Annotated in this window: 19 protein-coding genes and 1 riboswitch; of the genes, 17 read left to right on the top strand and 2 right to left on the bottom strand. The window is 71.1% G+C overall.

The genetic code is table 11. From position 1 onward, the window contains the following. The first annotated feature begins 140 nt into the window (after nt 1–140). The 9 genes from rpe to PV363_RS01425 all read left to right on the top strand — a co-directional run bounded on the left by rpe (nt 141) and on the right by PV363_RS01425 (nt 6,929). Nucleotides 141–812 carry a ribulose-phosphate 3-epimerase gene (gene rpe, locus PV363_RS01465; RefSeq protein ID WP_220344659.1) on the top strand — a complete coding sequence of 224 codons (672 nt, stop codon included), beginning with the start codon at nt 141–143 and terminating at the stop codon, nt 810–812. A gap of 99 nt (nt 813–911) precedes the next feature. Further along, a riboswitch (FMN riboswitch) is annotated at nt 912–1,042 on the top strand. Between the two features lie 90 nt (nt 1,043–1,132). Beyond that, nucleotides 1,133–2,182, top strand: coding sequence for a bifunctional diaminohydroxyphosphoribosylaminopyrimidine deaminase/5-amino-6-(5-phosphoribosylamino)uracil reductase RibD (gene ribD / locus PV363_RS01460; protein WP_301021535.1), 1,050 nt, complete (start codon nt 1,133–1,135; stop codon nt 2,180–2,182). After that, on the top strand, nt 2,182–2,799 hold the full coding sequence (locus tag PV363_RS01455) for a riboflavin synthase (RefSeq protein WP_301021534.1): 618 nt from the start codon (nt 2,182–2,184) through the stop codon (nt 2,797–2,799). The genes ribD and PV363_RS01455 overlap by 1 nt, the downstream gene beginning before the upstream one ends. Continuing rightward, nucleotides 2,796–3,491 carry a nicotinamide riboside transporter PnuC gene (gene pnuC, locus PV363_RS01450; RefSeq protein ID WP_220344661.1) on the top strand — a complete coding sequence of 232 codons (696 nt, stop codon included), beginning with the start codon at nt 2,796–2,798 and terminating at the stop codon, nt 3,489–3,491. Before PV363_RS01455 ends, pnuC begins: the two co-directional genes overlap by 4 nt. After that, on the top strand, nt 3,488–4,789 hold the full coding sequence (locus tag PV363_RS01445; protein WP_220347172.1) for a bifunctional 3,4-dihydroxy-2-butanone-4-phosphate synthase/GTP cyclohydrolase II: 1,302 nt from the start codon (nt 3,488–3,490) through the stop codon (nt 4,787–4,789). The genes pnuC and PV363_RS01445 overlap by 4 nt, the downstream gene beginning before the upstream one ends. After that, nucleotides 4,786–5,259, top strand: coding sequence for a 6,7-dimethyl-8-ribityllumazine synthase (gene ribH, locus PV363_RS01440; RefSeq protein ID WP_220344663.1), 474 nt, complete (start codon nt 4,786–4,788; stop codon nt 5,257–5,259). Before PV363_RS01445 ends, ribH begins: the two co-directional genes overlap by 4 nt. 6 nt (nt 5,260–5,265) lie before the next feature. After that, nucleotides 5,266–5,529 carry a phosphoribosyl-ATP diphosphatase gene (locus PV363_RS01435; protein WP_220344664.1) on the top strand — a complete coding sequence of 88 codons (264 nt, stop codon included), beginning with the start codon at nt 5,266–5,268 and terminating at the stop codon, nt 5,527–5,529. Nucleotides 5,530–5,628: 99 nt separating this feature from the next. Next, the gene (gene hisG, locus PV363_RS01430) at nt 5,629–6,474 is read left to right on the top strand and encodes an ATP phosphoribosyltransferase (protein WP_220344665.1); all 846 of its coding nucleotides are present in this window, start codon (nt 5,629–5,631) and stop codon (nt 6,472–6,474) included. A gap of 38 nt (nt 6,475–6,512) precedes the next feature. Beyond that, complete coding sequence (locus PV363_RS01425; RefSeq protein ID WP_220344666.1) at nt 6,513–6,929, top strand: PH domain-containing protein; 417 nt, start codon at nt 6,513–6,515, stop codon at nt 6,927–6,929. Between the two features lie 47 nt (nt 6,930–6,976). Here PV363_RS01425 and PV363_RS01420 read toward each other — a convergent pair whose 3' ends face one another. Next, complete coding sequence (locus PV363_RS01420) at nt 6,977–7,441, bottom strand: hypothetical protein (protein WP_301021533.1); 465 nt, start codon at nt 7,439–7,441, stop codon at nt 6,977–6,979. Nucleotides 7,442–7,506: 65 nt separating this feature from the next. Here PV363_RS01420 and PV363_RS01415 point away from each other — a divergent pair, with 65 nt between their 5' ends. Then, the gene (locus PV363_RS01415) at nt 7,507–7,980 is read left to right on the top strand and encodes an SseB family protein (protein ID WP_301021532.1); all 474 of its coding nucleotides are present in this window, start codon (nt 7,507–7,509) and stop codon (nt 7,978–7,980) included. Between the two features lie 19 nt (nt 7,981–7,999). Here PV363_RS01415 and PV363_RS01410 read toward each other — a convergent pair whose 3' ends face one another. Next, nucleotides 8,000–8,293, bottom strand: coding sequence for a DUF4333 domain-containing protein (locus PV363_RS01410; RefSeq protein ID WP_220347176.1), 294 nt, complete (start codon nt 8,291–8,293; stop codon nt 8,000–8,002). Nucleotides 8,294–8,637: 344 nt separating this feature from the next. Between PV363_RS01410 and infC the strand changes: the two genes are divergently transcribed. The 7 genes from infC to pheT all read left to right on the top strand — a co-directional run bounded on the left by infC (nt 8,638) and on the right by pheT (nt 15,591). Then, on the top strand, nt 8,638–9,327 hold the full coding sequence (infC, locus tag PV363_RS01405) for a translation initiation factor IF-3 (protein ID WP_220344759.1): 690 nt from the start codon (nt 8,638–8,640) through the stop codon (nt 9,325–9,327). A gap of 1 nt (nt 9,328) precedes the next feature. Then, nucleotides 9,329–9,526 (top strand): 50S ribosomal protein L35, encoded by a 198-nt coding sequence (locus PV363_RS01400; protein WP_220344670.1) that lies wholly within the window; start codon nt 9,329–9,331, stop codon nt 9,524–9,526. 50 nt (nt 9,527–9,576) lie between these two features. Continuing rightward, nucleotides 9,577–9,966: a 50S ribosomal protein L20 gene (rplT, locus tag PV363_RS01395; RefSeq protein ID WP_220344671.1), complete on the top strand. Its 390-nt coding sequence runs from the start codon at nt 9,577–9,579 to the stop codon at nt 9,964–9,966. A 22-nt stretch (nt 9,967–9,988) separates the two neighbouring features. Next, a complete protein-coding gene (locus tag PV363_RS01390; protein ID WP_220365646.1) occupies nt 9,989–10,831 on the top strand; it encodes an RNA methyltransferase in 843 nt (280 codons plus the stop codon). Further along, a complete protein-coding gene (locus PV363_RS01385) occupies nt 10,828–11,877 on the top strand; it encodes an ATP-binding protein (RefSeq protein ID WP_220344673.1) in 1,050 nt (349 codons plus the stop codon). Before PV363_RS01390 ends, PV363_RS01385 begins: the two co-directional genes overlap by 4 nt. A gap of 115 nt (nt 11,878–11,992) precedes the next feature. Beyond that, nucleotides 11,993–13,096 (top strand): phenylalanine--tRNA ligase subunit alpha, encoded by a 1,104-nt coding sequence (pheS, locus tag PV363_RS01380; RefSeq protein WP_220344674.1) that lies wholly within the window; start codon nt 11,993–11,995, stop codon nt 13,094–13,096. After that, entirely contained in the window at nt 13,096–15,591 is a 2,496-nt protein-coding gene (gene pheT, locus PV363_RS01375) for a phenylalanine--tRNA ligase subunit beta (RefSeq protein ID WP_220347178.1), read from the top strand. Before pheS ends, pheT begins: the two co-directional genes overlap by 1 nt. Nucleotides 15,592–15,600 lie beyond the last annotated feature (9 nt).

Genomic DNA, 15,600 nt, shown 5'->3' with positions numbered 1-15,600 from the left:
CAGAGAGTGACCCGCGAGCACGCGGCGGTGACCCGCGAGCGCGCGGCGGTGACCCGCGAGTGCGCGACGGTGACCCGCGAGCGGCAGGGGACGGGGACTCACGTGTCGGGCACATCGGCGGGTCCGGCTAGCCTGACGCCATGGGCCTGCGCATCTCGCCGAGCATCCTCTCCGCCGACTTCGCCAACCTCGAGAGCGAGGTGACGCGGATCGCGAACGCCGACTGGCTGCACGTGGACGTCATGGACAACCACTTCGTCCCCAACCTCACGCTCGGCCTGCCCGTGGTCGAGGCGATCGGCAAGGTCACCGAGACCCCGATCGACGTGCACCTGATGATCGAGGACCCCGACCGCTGGGCGCCTGCGTACGCCGAGGCCGGGGCGGGCAGCGTGACGTTCCACGTCGAGGCGGCGGCCGCGCCCGTACGCCTCGCCCGCGAGCTGCGCGCGCGTGGCGCACGGGCGTCGATGGCGCTCAAGCCCGCCACACCCATCGAGCCGTACGAGGATCTTCTCCCCGAGCTCGACATGGTGCTGCTGATGACCGTCGAGCCGGGATTCGGTGGGCAGGCGTTCCTCGACATCATGCTCCCGAAGATCCGGCGCACCCGGGCGCTGCTGGACAAGCACGGCGGCGACATCTGGCTCCAGGTCGACGGCGGAGTCTCCGCGACGACGATCGAGCGGTGCGCCGAGGCCGGTGCGGACACGTTCGTCGCCGGCTCCGCGGTCTTCGGCGCGGACGACCCGGCGGCGATGGTCGACCAGCTGCGGGAGCAGGCCGCGGCCGCGAACCACCGTCACGCCTGAGGAGCCCCGGCTCACCCCTGGGCGCGAGTGGCGTACGTCTCACCGACCGGCGGGATGGTGCGGGTGTCGCGGGGCCTCTCGTACACTGGCTCCAGAGCATTGCGTGCTCCGGGGTCGGTGTAATTCCGAGCCGGCGGTGACAGTCCGCGACCCAGAAGCCTCCGGGCGACTGGTTGACCTGGTGGAACTCCAGGACCGACGGTGAAAGTCCGGATGGGAGGATCACGCAGACACCTCTGACGTGGGACCCGTGGGTCCGCACGCAGAGGCGTCCGTTCGACGACCCCGGAGCCCGCGTCAGTAGACGAGAGGGCGGACCGGTGGCAGACGATCACGAGCAAACGGCGATGCGGCGCGCGCTCGCCGCCGCCCGAGACGCGGTGCGCACGGCGCTGCCCAACCCGCGCGTGGGCTGCGTGATCCTGGACCCGTCCGGAGCCGTCATCGCCGTGGGCGCCCACCGAGGTGCGGGGACGCCGCACGCCGAGGTCGATGCGCTGACGCACGCCGGTGAGGCGGCTCGCGGGGCGACGGTCGTCGTCACGCAGGAGCCGTGCAATCACACCGGCCGCACGGGTCCGTGCTCGGAGGCGCTGATCGCCGCAGGGGTCGTCAGGGTGGTCTACGGGATGGACGACCCGAATCCGATCGGTGCCGGCGGTGCCGATCGGCTCCGTACGGCGGGCGTCGACGTCGAGGGCGGAGTGCTGGCCCACGAGGCTGAGGCGCTGAACACAGCGTGGGCCCACGCCGTACGCACCGGCCGGCCGTTCGTGACCTGGAAGTTCGCCGCGACCCTCGACGGGCGCAGCGCTGCCGCCGACGGCACCAGCCGGTGGATCACCGGGTCGGCCGCGCGTCTGGACGTGCAGCGCCTGCGCAGCGTGTGCGACGCGATCGTCGTCGGCACGGGGACCGTGATCACCGACGACCCGCGACTCACCCTCCGCGACGACGAGGACGCGCCCCTGCCGTACGACGAGCAGCCGGCGCGGGTCGTGATCGGTGAGCGCTCCGTCCCGGCCGACGCGCGAGTCCGCGACGACGAGGCACCGTTCCTGCACCTGCGGACCCGCGACGTCGACGACGCCATGGCTGCGCTCGCCGAGCGGGAGATCCGCCACGTGTGGCTCGAGGGCGGCCCGGTGCTCGCCGGTGCGTTCATCGCTGCTGGACTCGTCGACGAGGTGGTGGCCTACCTCGCACCCGCCCTCCTCGGCGCCGGCCCGAACGCCCTGCGGGGGACCGGCATCGACACGATCGCGGACACCGTACGGCTCGACGTCACCGACATCACCCGAATCGGCCCCGACCTGAGGCTGACCGCCCGCCCTCAGCGGGCCGGATCCACCCGGAAAGAAGGCGCCTGATGTTCACAGGAATCGTCGAGGAGCTCGGCAGCGTCGCCGGCATCGAGGAGCAGGACGACGCGATCCGGCTCACCCTCCGCGGTCCGCTGGTGGTCTCCGACGCCGGCCACGGCGACTCGATCGCCGTCAACGGCTGCTGCCTGACCGTGACCGACCAGGATGCCGACACCTTCACCGTGGACGTGATGAAGGAGTCGCTCGACAAGACCTCGCTCGGTGCGCTGGCGGTCGGCGACCCGGTGAACCTCGAGCGTGCGATGCGAGCCGACGGACGCTTCGGCGGTCACGTGGTCCAGGGACACGTCGACGGTACCGGGACCATCGCGTCGCGGACGGCGAGCGAGCACTGGGAGGTCGTCGCGGTCGCCTATCCCCGCGAGCTCGGTCGCTACCTCGTTCCTAAGGGCTCCGTCACCATCGACGGCACGTCGCTCACGGTCGTCGACGTCGACGACGAGACCTTCACGATCTCGCTGATCCCGACCACGCTGGCGGCGACGACGCTCGGCACGAAGCAGCCGGGCGACCCGGTGAACCTCGAGGTCGACGTGCTCGCGAAGTACGTCGAGCGTCTGCTCGCCTCTGGCCGCGCGACCGAGGGGGAACCGCGCTCATGAGCGTCCTCATCGACCTCTACGACGCCCACCTGACGATCGGCGGGCACCCGATCGCGTGGCGCGAGATCGCGGGCAACGGGTTCGGGCTGGCGTCCGCGATCGGGGGCATGCGCCGCAAGGTCTGGGCGTGGCCGGTCGGGATCGTCGGCAACGTGCTGCTGTTCACCGTGTTCCTCGGGACCGCGCTCGGCGGCTACGGTGCGCCGCTCTTCGGGCAGGCCGCGCGCCAGGTGTTCTTCGTCGCCGTCTCGGTCTACGGCTGGTACCGCTGGCGGAGCAGCCGGACCGAGCCCGATGCGCCGGCCGTGGTCCCGCGCTGGGCGACCCGCCGCGAGCGGACGGCGTACCTGCTCGCCGGCGCGATCGCCGTCGTCTTCTGCGCGTGGCTGTTCACCCAGATCGGCGCCGGCTGGCCGGCTCCGGGCTGGTACTACGTCGCCGACGCGTGGATCTTCGTCGGCTCCATCCTCGCCACCTTCGCGATGGCCCGAGGGTGGGTGGACTTCTGGCTCGTGTGGATCGCCGTCGACCTGGTCGGCGTCCCCGAGCTCATCTATTTCCAGTACTACCCGTCGGCGGTGCTCTACGCGGTCTACGCGGGCTTCGTCGTCTGGGGCTTCGTGGTGTGGCGGCGGGCGGCACGCGACGAGGCACCGAGGATCGACGACCCGCGAGCGGAGGCGGTGGCATGAGGACTGCGGCGAAGCAGGATCCCGACCCGTACGAGGCGCTGGACGCCGTACGCCTGGACACGGTCGAGCGGGCGGTCGCCGACATCGCGGCCGGCAAGGCGGTCGTGGTCGTGGACGACCCGGGACGCGAGAACGAGGGCGACCTGATCTTCGCGGCCAGCAAGGCGACCCCGGCGCTGATGGGGCTCATGGTCCGCTACTCCAGCGGGTACGTGTGCGCGCCGGTGACCGGCGAGATCCTCGACCGGCTCGGGATCGCGCTGATGACGCCGCACAACCGCGACCGGCTCAAGACGGCGTACACGATCTCCGTCGACGCCCGCGACGGCGTGACCACCGGCATCTCTGCCGCCGACCGGGCACGCACCGTCAGAGTCCTCGCCGACTCCGCGACCGAGCCGCGTGAGCTCGTGCAGCCCGGCCACATCCTTCCGCTGCGCGCCAAGCCCGGCGGCGTCCTGGCGCGAGCCGGGCACACGGAGGCGGCGGTCGACCTCACCCGCCTCGCGGGCCTGACACCTGCCGGTGTCATCGGCGAGCTCATCAACGACGACGGCAGCCTGATGCGGGCGCCGCGCCTGCGGGAGTTCGCCGACGAGCACGACCTGGCGATGATCTCGATCGAGGACCTCATCACCTACCGCCGGCGGCACGAGTCGCAGATGGCGCGGGAGGTCGAGACGCGTCTGCCCACCGAGTTCGGCACGTTCACCGCGTACGGCTACCGCAACGTCGTCGACGGCAACGAGCAGGTCGCGCTGGTCCACGGCGACCTGGGAGACGGGACCGACGTGCTGGTCCGGGTCCACTCCGAGTGCCTGACCGGGGACGTGCTGGGGTCCCAGCGCTGCGACTGCGGCCCGCAGCTGCAGGCGTCGATGGCCGCAGTGACCGAGCACGGTGCCGGCGTCATCGTCTATCTGCGGGGGCACGAGGGACGGGGGATCGGACTGCTCGCCAAGCTGCGGGCGTACGCGCTCCAGGACGACGGTCAGGACACCGTCGACGCCAACCTGGCGCTCGGGCTGCCCATCGACGCCCGGCACTACGCCGACGGAGCGCAGATCCTGCGCGACCTGGGCGTGTCCTCGGTGCGGCTGCTCACCAACAACCCGGACAAGGTCGCGGCGCTGGAGCGCTTCGGGGTCGCCGTCACCGAGCGTGTCCCGCTGGCGATCAACCCGACCGAGGACAACCTGCGCTATCTGCAGACCAAGGCCGAGCGGATGGGACACCACCTTCCGGACCTGGTCGAGATCGAGGAGAAGGCTGCCGACATGGAGGAGAACGCACGATGAGCGGACAGGGGTCGCCCGACCTGAGCAGCGCCGACGGACACGGCCTGAAGATCGCGATCGTCGCGTCGTCGTGGCACACCGTCGTGATGGACGGACTGATCGCCGGCGCGAAGGACGCGCTCTCGGCGATGGGCTGCGCCGAGCCTGTCCTCGTACGGGTTCCCGGCTCGTTCGAGCTCCCACCCGTCGTCCAGGCCTACGCCCGCAGCGGGTACGACGCGGTCGTCGCGCTCGGCGTCGTGATCCGAGGTGGCACGCCGCACTTCGACTACGTCTGCCAGGCCGCGACGGACGGCCTGTCCCGTGTCGCCCTCGAGACCGGGGTCCCGGTCGGGTTCGGCTTGCTGACCTGCGACGACGAGGCGCAGGCGCTGGACCGTGCCGGCCTGCCCCACAGCAGGGAGGACAAGGGTCGGGAGGCGGCGCAGGCAGCCGTCGCGACGGCGCGCGTCCTCGCCTCGGTACGCTAGGCCTCGATGAAGACCTTCGACGCACTCTTCGCCGAGCTGAGCGACAAGGCGGTGAACCGCCCCGAGGGCTCGCGCACCGTCGTCGAGCTCGACGGCGGCGTGCACACGATCGGCAAGAAGCTGGTCGAAGAAGCCGCCGAGTCGTGGATGGCGGCTGAGCACGAGACCCGTGAGCGGACGGCCGAGGAGATCAGCCAGCTGCTCTACCACGTGCAGGTGATGATGCTCGCCAAGGGACTGACGCTGGACGACGTCTACGCGCATCTGTGACGGGCAAGCTGCCACGTCACCCTTGCCCGTGCCTTCGCCTGCAGACGACCGCCGTGCCTCCGGGTCCGGCGAGCACCAGAACCGATCGGGAAGACCGCCATGTTGAGAGTCGCCGTACCCAACAAGGGCTCGCTGTCCGAGTCCGCCGCCCAGATGCTCGTCGAGGCGGGATACCGCCAGCGCCGCAGCACCAGGGACCTCGTCACCCTCGACGTCGACAACGACGTGGAGTTCTTCTACCTCCGTCCGCGTGACATCGCGATCTACGTCGGCGAGGGCACGCTCGACGTCGGAGTCACGGGCCGCGACCTGCTCCTCGACTCCGGGGCGGCAGCCGACGAGGTGGTGTCGTTGGGCTTCGGCGGATCCAGCTTCCACTTCGCAGCACCGCTGGGTCAGCTGCCGAGCCTCGATGCGATCGGCGGTCGCACCATCGCCACCTCGTACCCGGGCATCGTGCGCGCCTGGCTGGAGGAGCGAGGACTCGACGCCAAGGTCATCCGCCTCGACGGTGCGGTCGAGTCGTCGGTACGCCTCGGCGTGGCCGACGTGATCGCCGACGTGGTCGAGACCGGTTCGACCCTGCGACAGGCGGGCCTCGAGGTGGTCGGTGAGCCGATCCTCACCTCCGAGGCCGTCGTCATCCGTCCGAAGGACCGCCCGGAGCCGGACGGCTTCGCGGTGTTCGAGCGTCGTCTCCAGGGCGTCCTGGTCGCCCGGTCGTACGTGATGATGGACTACGACATCCGGGTCGAGCAGGTCGAGGCCGCCGTGGCGCTCACCCCCGGGATCGAGTCGCCGACGGTGTCGCCGCTTCATCGCGAAGGGTGGGTCGCGGTCCGTTCGATGGTGCGTCGCGACGCTGCCCAGAAGGTCATGGACGAGCTGTGGACCCTCGGCGCACGCGGCACGCTCGTCACCGACATCCTGGCGTGCCGGCTGTGAGCGGCGAGACGCCCGGCGCGGCGGCTGACGGTCGACGGGTGTTCCGACCTGTCGGACCCCGCGTCGTCGGGATCGTGGCCATCGTGTGCCTGTGGGTGCTGTTCTTCGCGATCGCGCTGACCCTGCCCGCCGAGGTCCGCGCGCAGTTCACCTGGCCGCAGACGGCGACGCTAGCCCTGTTCCTTCTGGCGTTCGACGCCGCGATGTGGGGGATCGGGCGCAGTCGCGTGATCGCCGACAACGACGGGCTGCACGTCCGCAACGGCTATCGGAACCACGACCTCCGGTGGTCGGAGATCGTCGATGTCGCCTACTCGTCCGGTGCCCCGTGGCCCGTGCTGGCGACCCGGGACGACCGGCGCATCATGATGATGGGCATCCCGGCGTCGGACGGCCCGCGGGCACGGGACGCGGTCTGGTACCTGCGCGAGCGGATCCTCGACGCCGGGCGCTGAGCCGCCGACGCTCACGCGAACGCACCGGTGAGGGCGACCTGCGACGGCTACTCGATGCCGTGACGTCGCAGGATGTCCTCGATCTCGGCGAGGTCGTCGTCCTGCGCCGTGGCGCCGCCCTTCTTCGGGCTGCCCTTCTTCCGGCGCGCGCTCGGCGCGGCCTCCACCGCCGGGGCGTCCCTCGTGGGCGCACCGCCCTCGACGGCACGACTCTTGCCGCGGCCCCGCGACCCCGCGACGATCAACAGCACCGCGACGATCGCGAGGGCGATGCCGAGCCAGACGGAGGGCCGGAAGACGAACCCGGCCGCCCAGTCGGCGACGGCGGACCCGATGCGTACGACGAGCTTCAGCGCCCCTACGAGCCAGAGCGCCCATGGCACCAGCGCCCATCCGACGCGCCGGACCACGGCGGCACGGTCGCCTGCCTTCCACGCCCGCCACGCGAAGAAGACGGCGATCGCGGACAGCAGGGCTGCCCAGGGGAGCAGGGTGACGGCATCGGCGGTCATGCCCCCAGTCTGCCGCACCGACCTCGGAGCAGGCGCGGTCGTGCCCACCGGTTAGCGTGGTGGGTGTGGCATCTCTGGCTGAACCCGCGTTCCCGGGCGACGACGGCTCGGTCGATCCGGGCCTCGCTGCGGCGTTGACGACGTATGACGCCGACGGTGACCTCGGGCCTGTCCTGGTCGCCCTCGCCCGCGCCCGGGTGCTGGTCCCGGTCGTCGCCGTACGGGGTGAGACGGCCACCGACGGCGACAAGGAAGCCGACATGGCGACGGTCATGCTCACGGGGGCGGACGGCCGCAAGGGTCTCCTCGCGTTCAGCGCGCTCGAGACCCTCCGGCGCTGGCGCCCCGAGGCGCGTCCGGTGCCGGTGTGGGCCCGCGAGGCGGCACGCGCCGCGCTCGCAGAGGGCGCCACGGCGCTGCTTCTCGACCTCGCCGGCACCGTGCCGGTGGTGGTGGAGACCGACGACCTCGAGCACCTCGCCGCCGGCGACGAGCTGGTCCTGGTCGGCGGCTCGTGGGGCTGGACCCGGCACTCCTAGCCCGACCGGGTCCCTGGCCTCAGCCCGCGGCGCCGGCGACCTTCCACTCGATCTTCTTGTCGTCACGCACACGGATGTCGACCGTCCCGGACACACCCGTCGAGAGCGTGAGGCGGCAGGTGGCCGTGACGCCGGGCTCCCGCTTGAGCGAGCTGGGGCACGTGACGGACTTCACCGTGGTCCCTTCGACCTGGCGCTCGTACCCTGTCCTGATGCGCTGCTCGAGGCGGTCGGCGTCGATCGGCTCGCTCCCGCAGGCGGAGAGCAGGGCGGCTGCGCCGCAGACGGCCACGACACGCAGGGGGATCCTCACGACTGCTCCTCGGTCATGTCCCGGGGAGGGCCGGGGACGCGCGGAAGCCTAACAAATCTGTCGCAGGCTCTGACCCTGGACGGTGGTGCTCGGCACGATCCCCGTCGGATTTCGGTCGGTTCGGACCGTCTGCTACTGTGGGCCGTCGAAGTGGAGACCACTCCCACCTGGGCGATCTTCGGATCGTCGGGTTCTTCGTCACCGAGACGTCCTCCGGACCGTCGAGGAGACAGCGCGCATCTCATGCGTGGGGACCCTGGCCTTCGCTTCGCAAGCGAAGGCCATTTTTTCGTTCACGGTGGTCGTCGCACGACGAACCGACCGGTACGAACCCAGGAGGACCCATCACCACAGAACTGCGCGTCAACGACCGCATTCGCGCCAACGAGGTGCGTCTCGTCGGACCCAACGGCGAACAGGTCGGCATCGTCCGACTCGACGATGCCCTGCGGCTGGCTCAGGAGTCCGACCTCGACCTGGTCGAGGTCGCTCCGACGGCCCGCCCGCCGGTCTGCCGCCTGATGGACTACGGCAAGTTCAAGTACGAGACCGCCCAGAAGGCACGCGAGTCCCGGCGCAACCAGACGCACACCATCATCAAAGAGATGAAGCTGCGCCCCAAGATCGACCAGCACGACTACGACACCAAGAAGGGTCACGTCGAGCGGTTCCTCAAGCAGGGCGACAAGGTCAAGATCACGATCATGTTCCGCGGTCGCGAGCAGAGCCGGCCCGAGCTCGGCTTCCGTCTCCTCCAGCGCCTCGCCGGCGACATCGAGGAGCTCGGCTTCGTCGAGGCGTCCCCTCGTCAGGACGGCCGCAACATGACGATGGTCGTGGCACCGCACAAGAAGAAGTCCGAAGCCCGTGTGGAGGCCAAGGAGGCGAAGGATCGTCTCGCAGCCGAGCGGGCAGCCGAGCGCGACGCCGACCGAGAGTTCGACAAGGCGCAGCGTGACGCGAGCGAGCAGCCTGTGTCGGCCAAGAAGCCGCGCAAGCGCTCGGAGAACATCGACCCCGACATGGAGGCATGAGATGCCGAAGATGAAGCGCAACTCGGGCATGAAGAAGCGCGTCAAGGTGACGGGCACCGGCAAGCTCGTGCACAAGCACGGCCGTCGTCGTACCCACCTGATGCAGAAGTCCAACACGGCGCGCACCCGCCTCGAGAGCGGCGACCAGCCGATCGCGAAGGCTGACGTCCCCCGCGTGAAGAAGATGCTCGGCCTCTGAGCCGAGACCTCGCACGCCGCACCCGAGTCACACCGAACGAGGAGTAACCCATGGCACGCGTCAAGCGTTCCGTCAACGCAGCCAAGAAGCGCCGCGAGACGCTCGAGCGCGCATCCGGCTACCGCGGACAGCGTTCGCGCCTGTACCGCAAGGCCAAGGAGCAGGTCACCCACTCGCTGGTCTACAGCTACCGTGACCGCCGCGCCAAGAAGGGCGACTTCCGTCGCCTCTGGATCACCCGCATCAACGCCGGTGTCCGTCAGCACGGCCTGACCTACAACCGCTTCATCCAGGGTCTTCGCCTGGCCGGCATCGAGGTCGACCGCAAGATCCTCGCCGACCTGGCGATCAGCGATCCGGGCGCCTTCGCGGCTCTGGTCGAGTCGGCGAAGGCCAGCCTCCCCGACGACGTCAACAAGCCGAAGGACGCCGCGGCCTGATTCAGGCTTCTGCGTACGCAACGTGGCGAGTCCCGAGCACGTCCTCACCCCCCGTACGGGGAGGGTGAAGGCTGCCCGCAGGCTCGCCACGCGGCGTTTCCGGGAGAAGGAGCGGGCCTTCCTCGCCGAGGGGCCGCAGGCCGTCCGCGAGGCGCTCGACGCCGCGACGCGAGAGGCCGGCCAGGTCCGCGAGGTCTACGCGACCCCGGACGTCACCGCCCGCTACCCCGAGCTGGTCGCAGCTGCGGGATCCCGCTGGCAGGTCGTCGACGACCAGGTGGTCGCGGCGATCAGCGAGACGGTGTCGCCGCAGGGCGTGGTCGCGGTCTGTGACTACCTCGACGTCCCGCTCTCCTCGGTGCTCGAGCGTTCCCCGCGCCTGGTCGCGGTCTGCGCGGAGGTTCGCGACCCCGGCAACGCCGGCGCGGTCGTACGGTGCGCGGACGCCGCTGGTGCCGACGCGGTGATCCTGCTGGGCGACTCGGTCGACCCCTACAACCCCAAGGCGGTCCGCGCCAGCGTCGGCAGCCTCTTCCACCTCGACGTGGTGGTGGAGCGCGACACGGCCGCGGCCGTGTCGGCGCTGCAGGCCGTCGGACTCCGAGTCCTCGCCGCAGACGGGGTCGCCGACGTCGATCTCTTCGCCGCCGAGCAGAGCGGCCTGCTCGACGGCCCGACGGCGTGGCTGTTCGGCAACGAGGCTTGGGGGCTGCCCGCCGCCACCCGCGCGCTCGCCGACACGGTCGTCGCGGTGCCGATCTTCGGCCGCGCCGAGAGCCTCAACCTGGCCACCGCCGCCGCGGTCTGCCTGTACGCCTCCGCCCGCGCCGGTCGTACGACCCCGGCCGAGGGACGGCGGCCATGATCGACGTCGACCTGCTTCCCGACGGGGTCGTGCTCGCCGACGCCGACGGCACGGTGTTCCGTGTCAACGCGGCCGCGTCCCGGATGCTCCAGCGCAGCGCCGAGGAGCTGATCGGGCTCCACCTCTCCGACGCCCTCCCGCTCGACGACCTGGCCGGCAACTGCTGGTTCGACTGCATGCGCCCCTACACCGGGCTGTCGACGCGCACCCGGCTCTCGGAGTCCAGCTGGCACACCCAGTCCGGGGTCGAGATCCTCGTGACCGCGACGCTCCACCGCGACGCCCCGCGCCAGCCCGTCCGCGAGGTCGTCGTGTGCCTGCGCACCGCGAAGGCACGAGCCCACCGTGACCGCGCACGATCCGACCTCGTCGCGACGGTGGCCCACGAGCTGCGCTCGCCGTTGACCGGCGTCAAGGGGTTCACGGCCACGCTCCTCAACAACTGGGACCGCTTCTCAGACGAGCAGCGTCAGCTGATGCTCGAGACCGTCGACTCCGACGCCGACCGCCTCTCGCGTCTGATCACCGACCTTCTCGACGCCGCACGGATCGACTCCGGGCGGCTCACGCTGCGCCCGCAGCCGGTCGACCTGGCCGAGGAGACACGACGGATCCTGGAGAACGTCGCGGCCGGGAGCGGCCTCACGCTCGAGGTGACCGCCGACGAGGACCTGCCCAAGGTGTGGGTCGACCCCGACCGGTTCGCGCAGGTCGTGACCAACCTGGTGGAGAACGCCCAGCGGCACGGGATGGGTGTCCGAGAGATCGTCGTGAGGCGCCCGTCGCGCTTCCCCGACGGAGTGGCGTTCGAGATCTTCGACTTCGGACCCGGGATCCCCGAGGAGATCCGCGCGCGGATGTTCACCCGCTTCTGGCGCTCGGGCGACCGGGGCGGCACGGGCCTCGGCCTCTACATCGTCAAGGGCGTGGTCGACGCCCACGGGGGCGAGATCGAGGTCTGCGACGGTGACAAGGGAGGCGCGTGCGTGGGGGTCTGGTTCCCCGAGAACGTGCCCGAGGTGCTCCGCGACGGCCCGCGGGGATAACGGGTTCGACAACCTCCCTAGACTTGACCAGACGGGACGACGCAGGAGCCGAGGACGTGTTCGGTGCCGCGCGAGCAGCGCCGGGGCCGACGTCCCGTGCCGAAGAAAGGTGACCATGTCCGGACCCAACAGCGACTACGACCCGGTCGAGGTCTCGCCGCTGCAGCCTGAGGAGGTCGCGGCGATGCGTGACGCGGCTCTCGCTGCGGTCGCGGCCGCAGACTCGCTCGAGGCGCTCAAGCAGGTGCGCCTCGACCACGCCGGAGACCGTTCGCCGCTGGCACTCGCCAACCGCGAGATCGGCGCGCTCCCGCCGCAGGCCCGCAAGGACGCCGGCATGCGTGTCGGCCAGGCCCGCAAGGCCCTCGCGGAGGCGATCGCCGAGCGTACGGCCGTGCTCGAGGTCGAGGCCGAGGCGCGCATGCTCGCCGAGGAGACGGTCGACGTCACGCTGCCGACCGACCGAGAGCCCGTCGGTGCGCGTCACCCGTTGACGACCATCCAGGAGCGCGTCGCCGACATCTTCGTGGCGATGGGCTGGGAGGTCGCCGAGGGGCCCGAGGTCGAGGCCGAGTGGCTCAACTTCGACGCGCTCAACCTGGGACCGGACCACCCCGCTCGTACGATGCAGGACACGTTCTGGGTCGCCCCGCACAAGGCCGCGATGGTGCTGCGCACGCACACCTCGCCCGTGCAGGCGCGGACCATGCTCACCCGGAAGCCGCCGATCTACGTCGTGGTGCCGGGGCGGGTCTTCCGCACCGACGAGCTCGACGCCACGCACTCGCCGGTGTTCCACCAGGTCGAGGGCCTCGCGATCGACGAGGGTCTGTCGATGGCCCACCTCAAGGGCACCCTCGACCACTTCGCGCAGGCGATCTACGGCGAGGGCATGACGACGCGGTTCCGTCCTTCCTACTTCCCGTTCACCGAGCCGAGCGCCGAGATGGACCTGCTCTGCTACGTCTGCCACAACGATCCCGCCACGGTCGCCGACTGCCGGACGTGCAAGGGCGAGGGCTGGGTCGAGTGGGGCGGCTGCGGCGTCGTGAACCCGCGGGTGCTGATCGCCAACGGCGTGGACCCCGAGCGCTACACCGGCTTCGCCTTCGGGATCGGGCTCGACCGGACGATCACCGGCCGGTACGACATCGCCGACCTGCGCGACCTGTTCGACGGAGACGTCCGGTTCACCGAACCGTTCGGAGTGGAGATCTGATGCGCGTCCCAGTCTCGTGGCTGAGGGAGTACGCCGACCTGCCGACCGACCTGAGCACTGCCGCACTGGCCGACCGGCTCACCATGCTCGACCTCAAGCTCGAGGAGATCGACGCCGTCGGCGCCGACATCTCGGGTCCGATCGTCGTCGGTCGGGTGCTGTCGGCCGAGCCCGAGCCGCAGAAGAACGGCAAGACGATCAACTGGTGCTCGGTCGACGTCGGCCCGGACCACAACGCCGCCGACGGCGCGCCCCGTGGCATCGTCTGCGGCGCCCACAACTTCGGTCCCGGTGACCTGGTCGTCGTCGCCCTCCCGGGGTCGGTGCTGCCCGGACCGTTCGCGATCAGCTCGCGCAAGACGTACGGCCACGTCTCGGACGGCATGATCTGCTCGGGTGCCGAGCTGGGGACGGCGGGTGACCCCGACGGGATCATCGTGCTGCCCGAGGGTTCCGCCGAGGTCGGTGACGACGCGATCGCGCTGCTCGGCCTCCGCGAGGACGTGCTCGACCTGGAGGTCAACCCCGACCGTGCGTACGCGCTGTCGTTGCGTGGCGTCGCCCGTGACGCCGCGATGGGCTACGAGGTCGGCTTCCGCGACCCGGCGGCGATCGAGGTCCCGAGCGACGGGTCCGACGCGTACCCGGTCGTCGTCGAGGACCCGCTCGCCTGTCCGGTCTTCGTCACCCGGACGGTCACGGGTTTCGACCCGACGCGGCCCACCCCTCGCTGGATGGCACGCCGGCTGGAGCTGATGGGCATGCGTCCCATCTCGCTGGCGGTCGACGTCACCAACTACGTCATGCTCGAGCTGGGTCAGCCGATCCACGGCTACGACCGCAGCGCGTTGACGGGTCCGATCACCGTGCGCCGCGGACGTCCGGGGGAGAAGGTCACGACCCTCGACGACGTGGTGCGCGACGTGACGCCGGACGACCTGTTGATCACCGACGACTCCGGCCCGATCGGTCTGGCCGGGGTGATGGGTGGTCAGACGACAGAGCTCGCTGCCGGCACGACGGACATCGTCATCGAGGCGGCGCACTTCGACCCCCCGACGATCGCGCGCACGGCCCGGCTGCAGCGCCTCGGCAGCGAGGCGTCCCGTCGGTTCGAGCGCGGGGTCGACCCGGCACTGCCGCCGTACGCCGCCCAGCGGGTGGCCGAGCTGCTCGTGGAGCACGGCGGAGGTCGGATCTCCGACGGCCTCACATCGGTCGGGACGCCGCCTGCAGCGCCCCAGATCTCGCTCGCCGACGATCTTCCGGCCCGGATCTCCGGTGTCGACGTCGATGCCGAGACGGCGGTGCGTGCCCTGGAGGCCAACGCGTGCACGGTCGAGCACGAGGCGGGCACCCTCCACGTCGTGCCACCCTCGTGGCGCCTGGACCTCACCGACCCGTACGACGTCGTGGAGGAGGTGCTGCGCTACGTGGGCTACGACAAGGTCCCGTCCGTGCTGCCGCACGCCCCGGCCGGCCGCGGGCTGAGCACCCAGCAGCGTCTGCGACGGCGTGCTGGGCTGGTGCTCGCCGGAGCCGGTTACGTCGAGGTCAAGACGTTCCCGTTCGCGGGGCCCGCCGACTTCGACCAGCTCGGCATCCCCGAGGACGATCCTCGGCGCGACCAGGTCCTCCTCGAGAACCCGCTCTCCGCGGAGGAGCCCGGCCTGACGACCACCCTGATGACGGGCGCCATGAAGGCCCTCGCCCTCAACGTCGGGCGCGGGCACGACGACGTGGCGATCTTCGAGACCGGCCGCGTCTTCCTTCCCAAGGAGTCCGCACCGGAGGCCCCGGTCTACGGCGTCGACCGGGCGCCGAGCGCGGAGGAGTACGCCGCCTTCGACGAGGCTCTGCCCGACCAGCCTCTGCACCTGGTGCTGGCGGCGACCGGTCGTCGCGAGCGGGCCGGCTGGTGGGGGGACGGCCGTCGCGTGCAGTGGGCCGACGCCGTCGAGGCCGTCCGCCGCGTGGCGTCCGCGGTGCACGTCGACCTGGCGGTCGGAGGCGGTGAGGTGCCTGCGCCATGGCACCCCGGCCGTACGGCTGTCCTGCGCGTCGACGGTGCGCCGGTCGGGTTCGCCGGGGAGCTGCACCCCCGTGTCTGTCGCGCCTACGGCGTCCCGGCCCGCACCGTCGCGGCCGAGGTCGATCTCGACGCGATCCTGGGTGCGGCGCCGGAGCTCGGCCCGCGGCCCTCCTTCTCGACGTATCCCGTCGCCAAGGAGGACGTGGCCCTCGTCGTCGCGGAGTCCGTCCCCAGCCAGGACGTGGCCGACGCCCTCCTCGAGGGTGGCGGCGACCTGGTGGAGTCGGTGCGACTCTTCGACGTCTACACCGGCGAGCAGGTGCCCGCGGGGCACAAGTCCCTGGCCTTCGCGCTGCGGATGCGGGCGCCCGAGCGCACGCTGACCGAGGCCGAGACGGCGACCGTACGAGACGCGGCCGTTGCCCGCGCCGGCGAGGTCACCGGAGCGGTTCAGCGCACCTGACGGGAGAGG

Origin of the sequence: Mumia sp. (genome assembly GCF_028803055.1) — a bacterium.
Lineage (GTDB): Bacteria > Actinomycetota > Actinomycetes > Propionibacteriales > Nocardioidaceae > Mumia.
The sequence above is the reverse complement of the archived record's forward strand: the minus strand, read 5'-3'. Positions and strand labels throughout refer to the sequence as shown.

Excerpts from the sequence above, each read along its gene's own strand:
- PV363_RS01445 (WP_220347172.1), top strand. The coding sequence starts at position 3,488 with ATGAGGACTGCGGCGAAGCAGGATCCCGACCCGTACGAGGCGCTGGAC.
- PV363_RS01400 (WP_220344670.1), top strand. The coding sequence starts at position 9,329 with ATGCCGAAGATGAAGCGCAACTCGGGCATGAAGAAGCGCGTCAAGGTG.
- pheT (WP_220347178.1), top strand. The coding sequence starts at position 13,096 with ATGCGCGTCCCAGTCTCGTGGCTGAGGGAGTACGCCGACCTGCCGACC.
- PV363_RS01420 (WP_301021533.1), bottom strand. The coding sequence starts at position 7,441 with ATGACCGCCGATGCCGTCACCCTGCTCCCCTGGGCAGCCCTGCTGTCC.
- PV363_RS01385 (WP_220344673.1), top strand. The coding sequence starts at position 10,828 with ATGATCGACGTCGACCTGCTTCCCGACGGGGTCGTGCTCGCCGACGCC.
- PV363_RS01435 (WP_220344664.1), top strand. The coding sequence starts at position 5,266 with ATGAAGACCTTCGACGCACTCTTCGCCGAGCTGAGCGACAAGGCGGTG.
- pnuC (WP_220344661.1), top strand. The coding sequence starts at position 2,796 with ATGAGCGTCCTCATCGACCTCTACGACGCCCACCTGACGATCGGCGGG.
- hisG (WP_220344665.1), top strand. The coding sequence starts at position 5,629 with ATGTTGAGAGTCGCCGTACCCAACAAGGGCTCGCTGTCCGAGTCCGCC.
- PV363_RS01455 (WP_301021534.1), top strand. The coding sequence starts at position 2,182 with ATGTTCACAGGAATCGTCGAGGAGCTCGGCAGCGTCGCCGGCATCGAG.
- rplT (WP_220344671.1), top strand. The coding sequence starts at position 9,577 with ATGGCACGCGTCAAGCGTTCCGTCAACGCAGCCAAGAAGCGCCGCGAG.
- ribH (WP_220344663.1), top strand. The coding sequence starts at position 4,786 with ATGAGCGGACAGGGGTCGCCCGACCTGAGCAGCGCCGACGGACACGGC.
- pheS (WP_220344674.1), top strand. The coding sequence starts at position 11,993 with ATGTCCGGACCCAACAGCGACTACGACCCGGTCGAGGTCTCGCCGCTG.
- rpe (WP_220344659.1), top strand. The coding sequence starts at position 141 with ATGGGCCTGCGCATCTCGCCGAGCATCCTCTCCGCCGACTTCGCCAAC.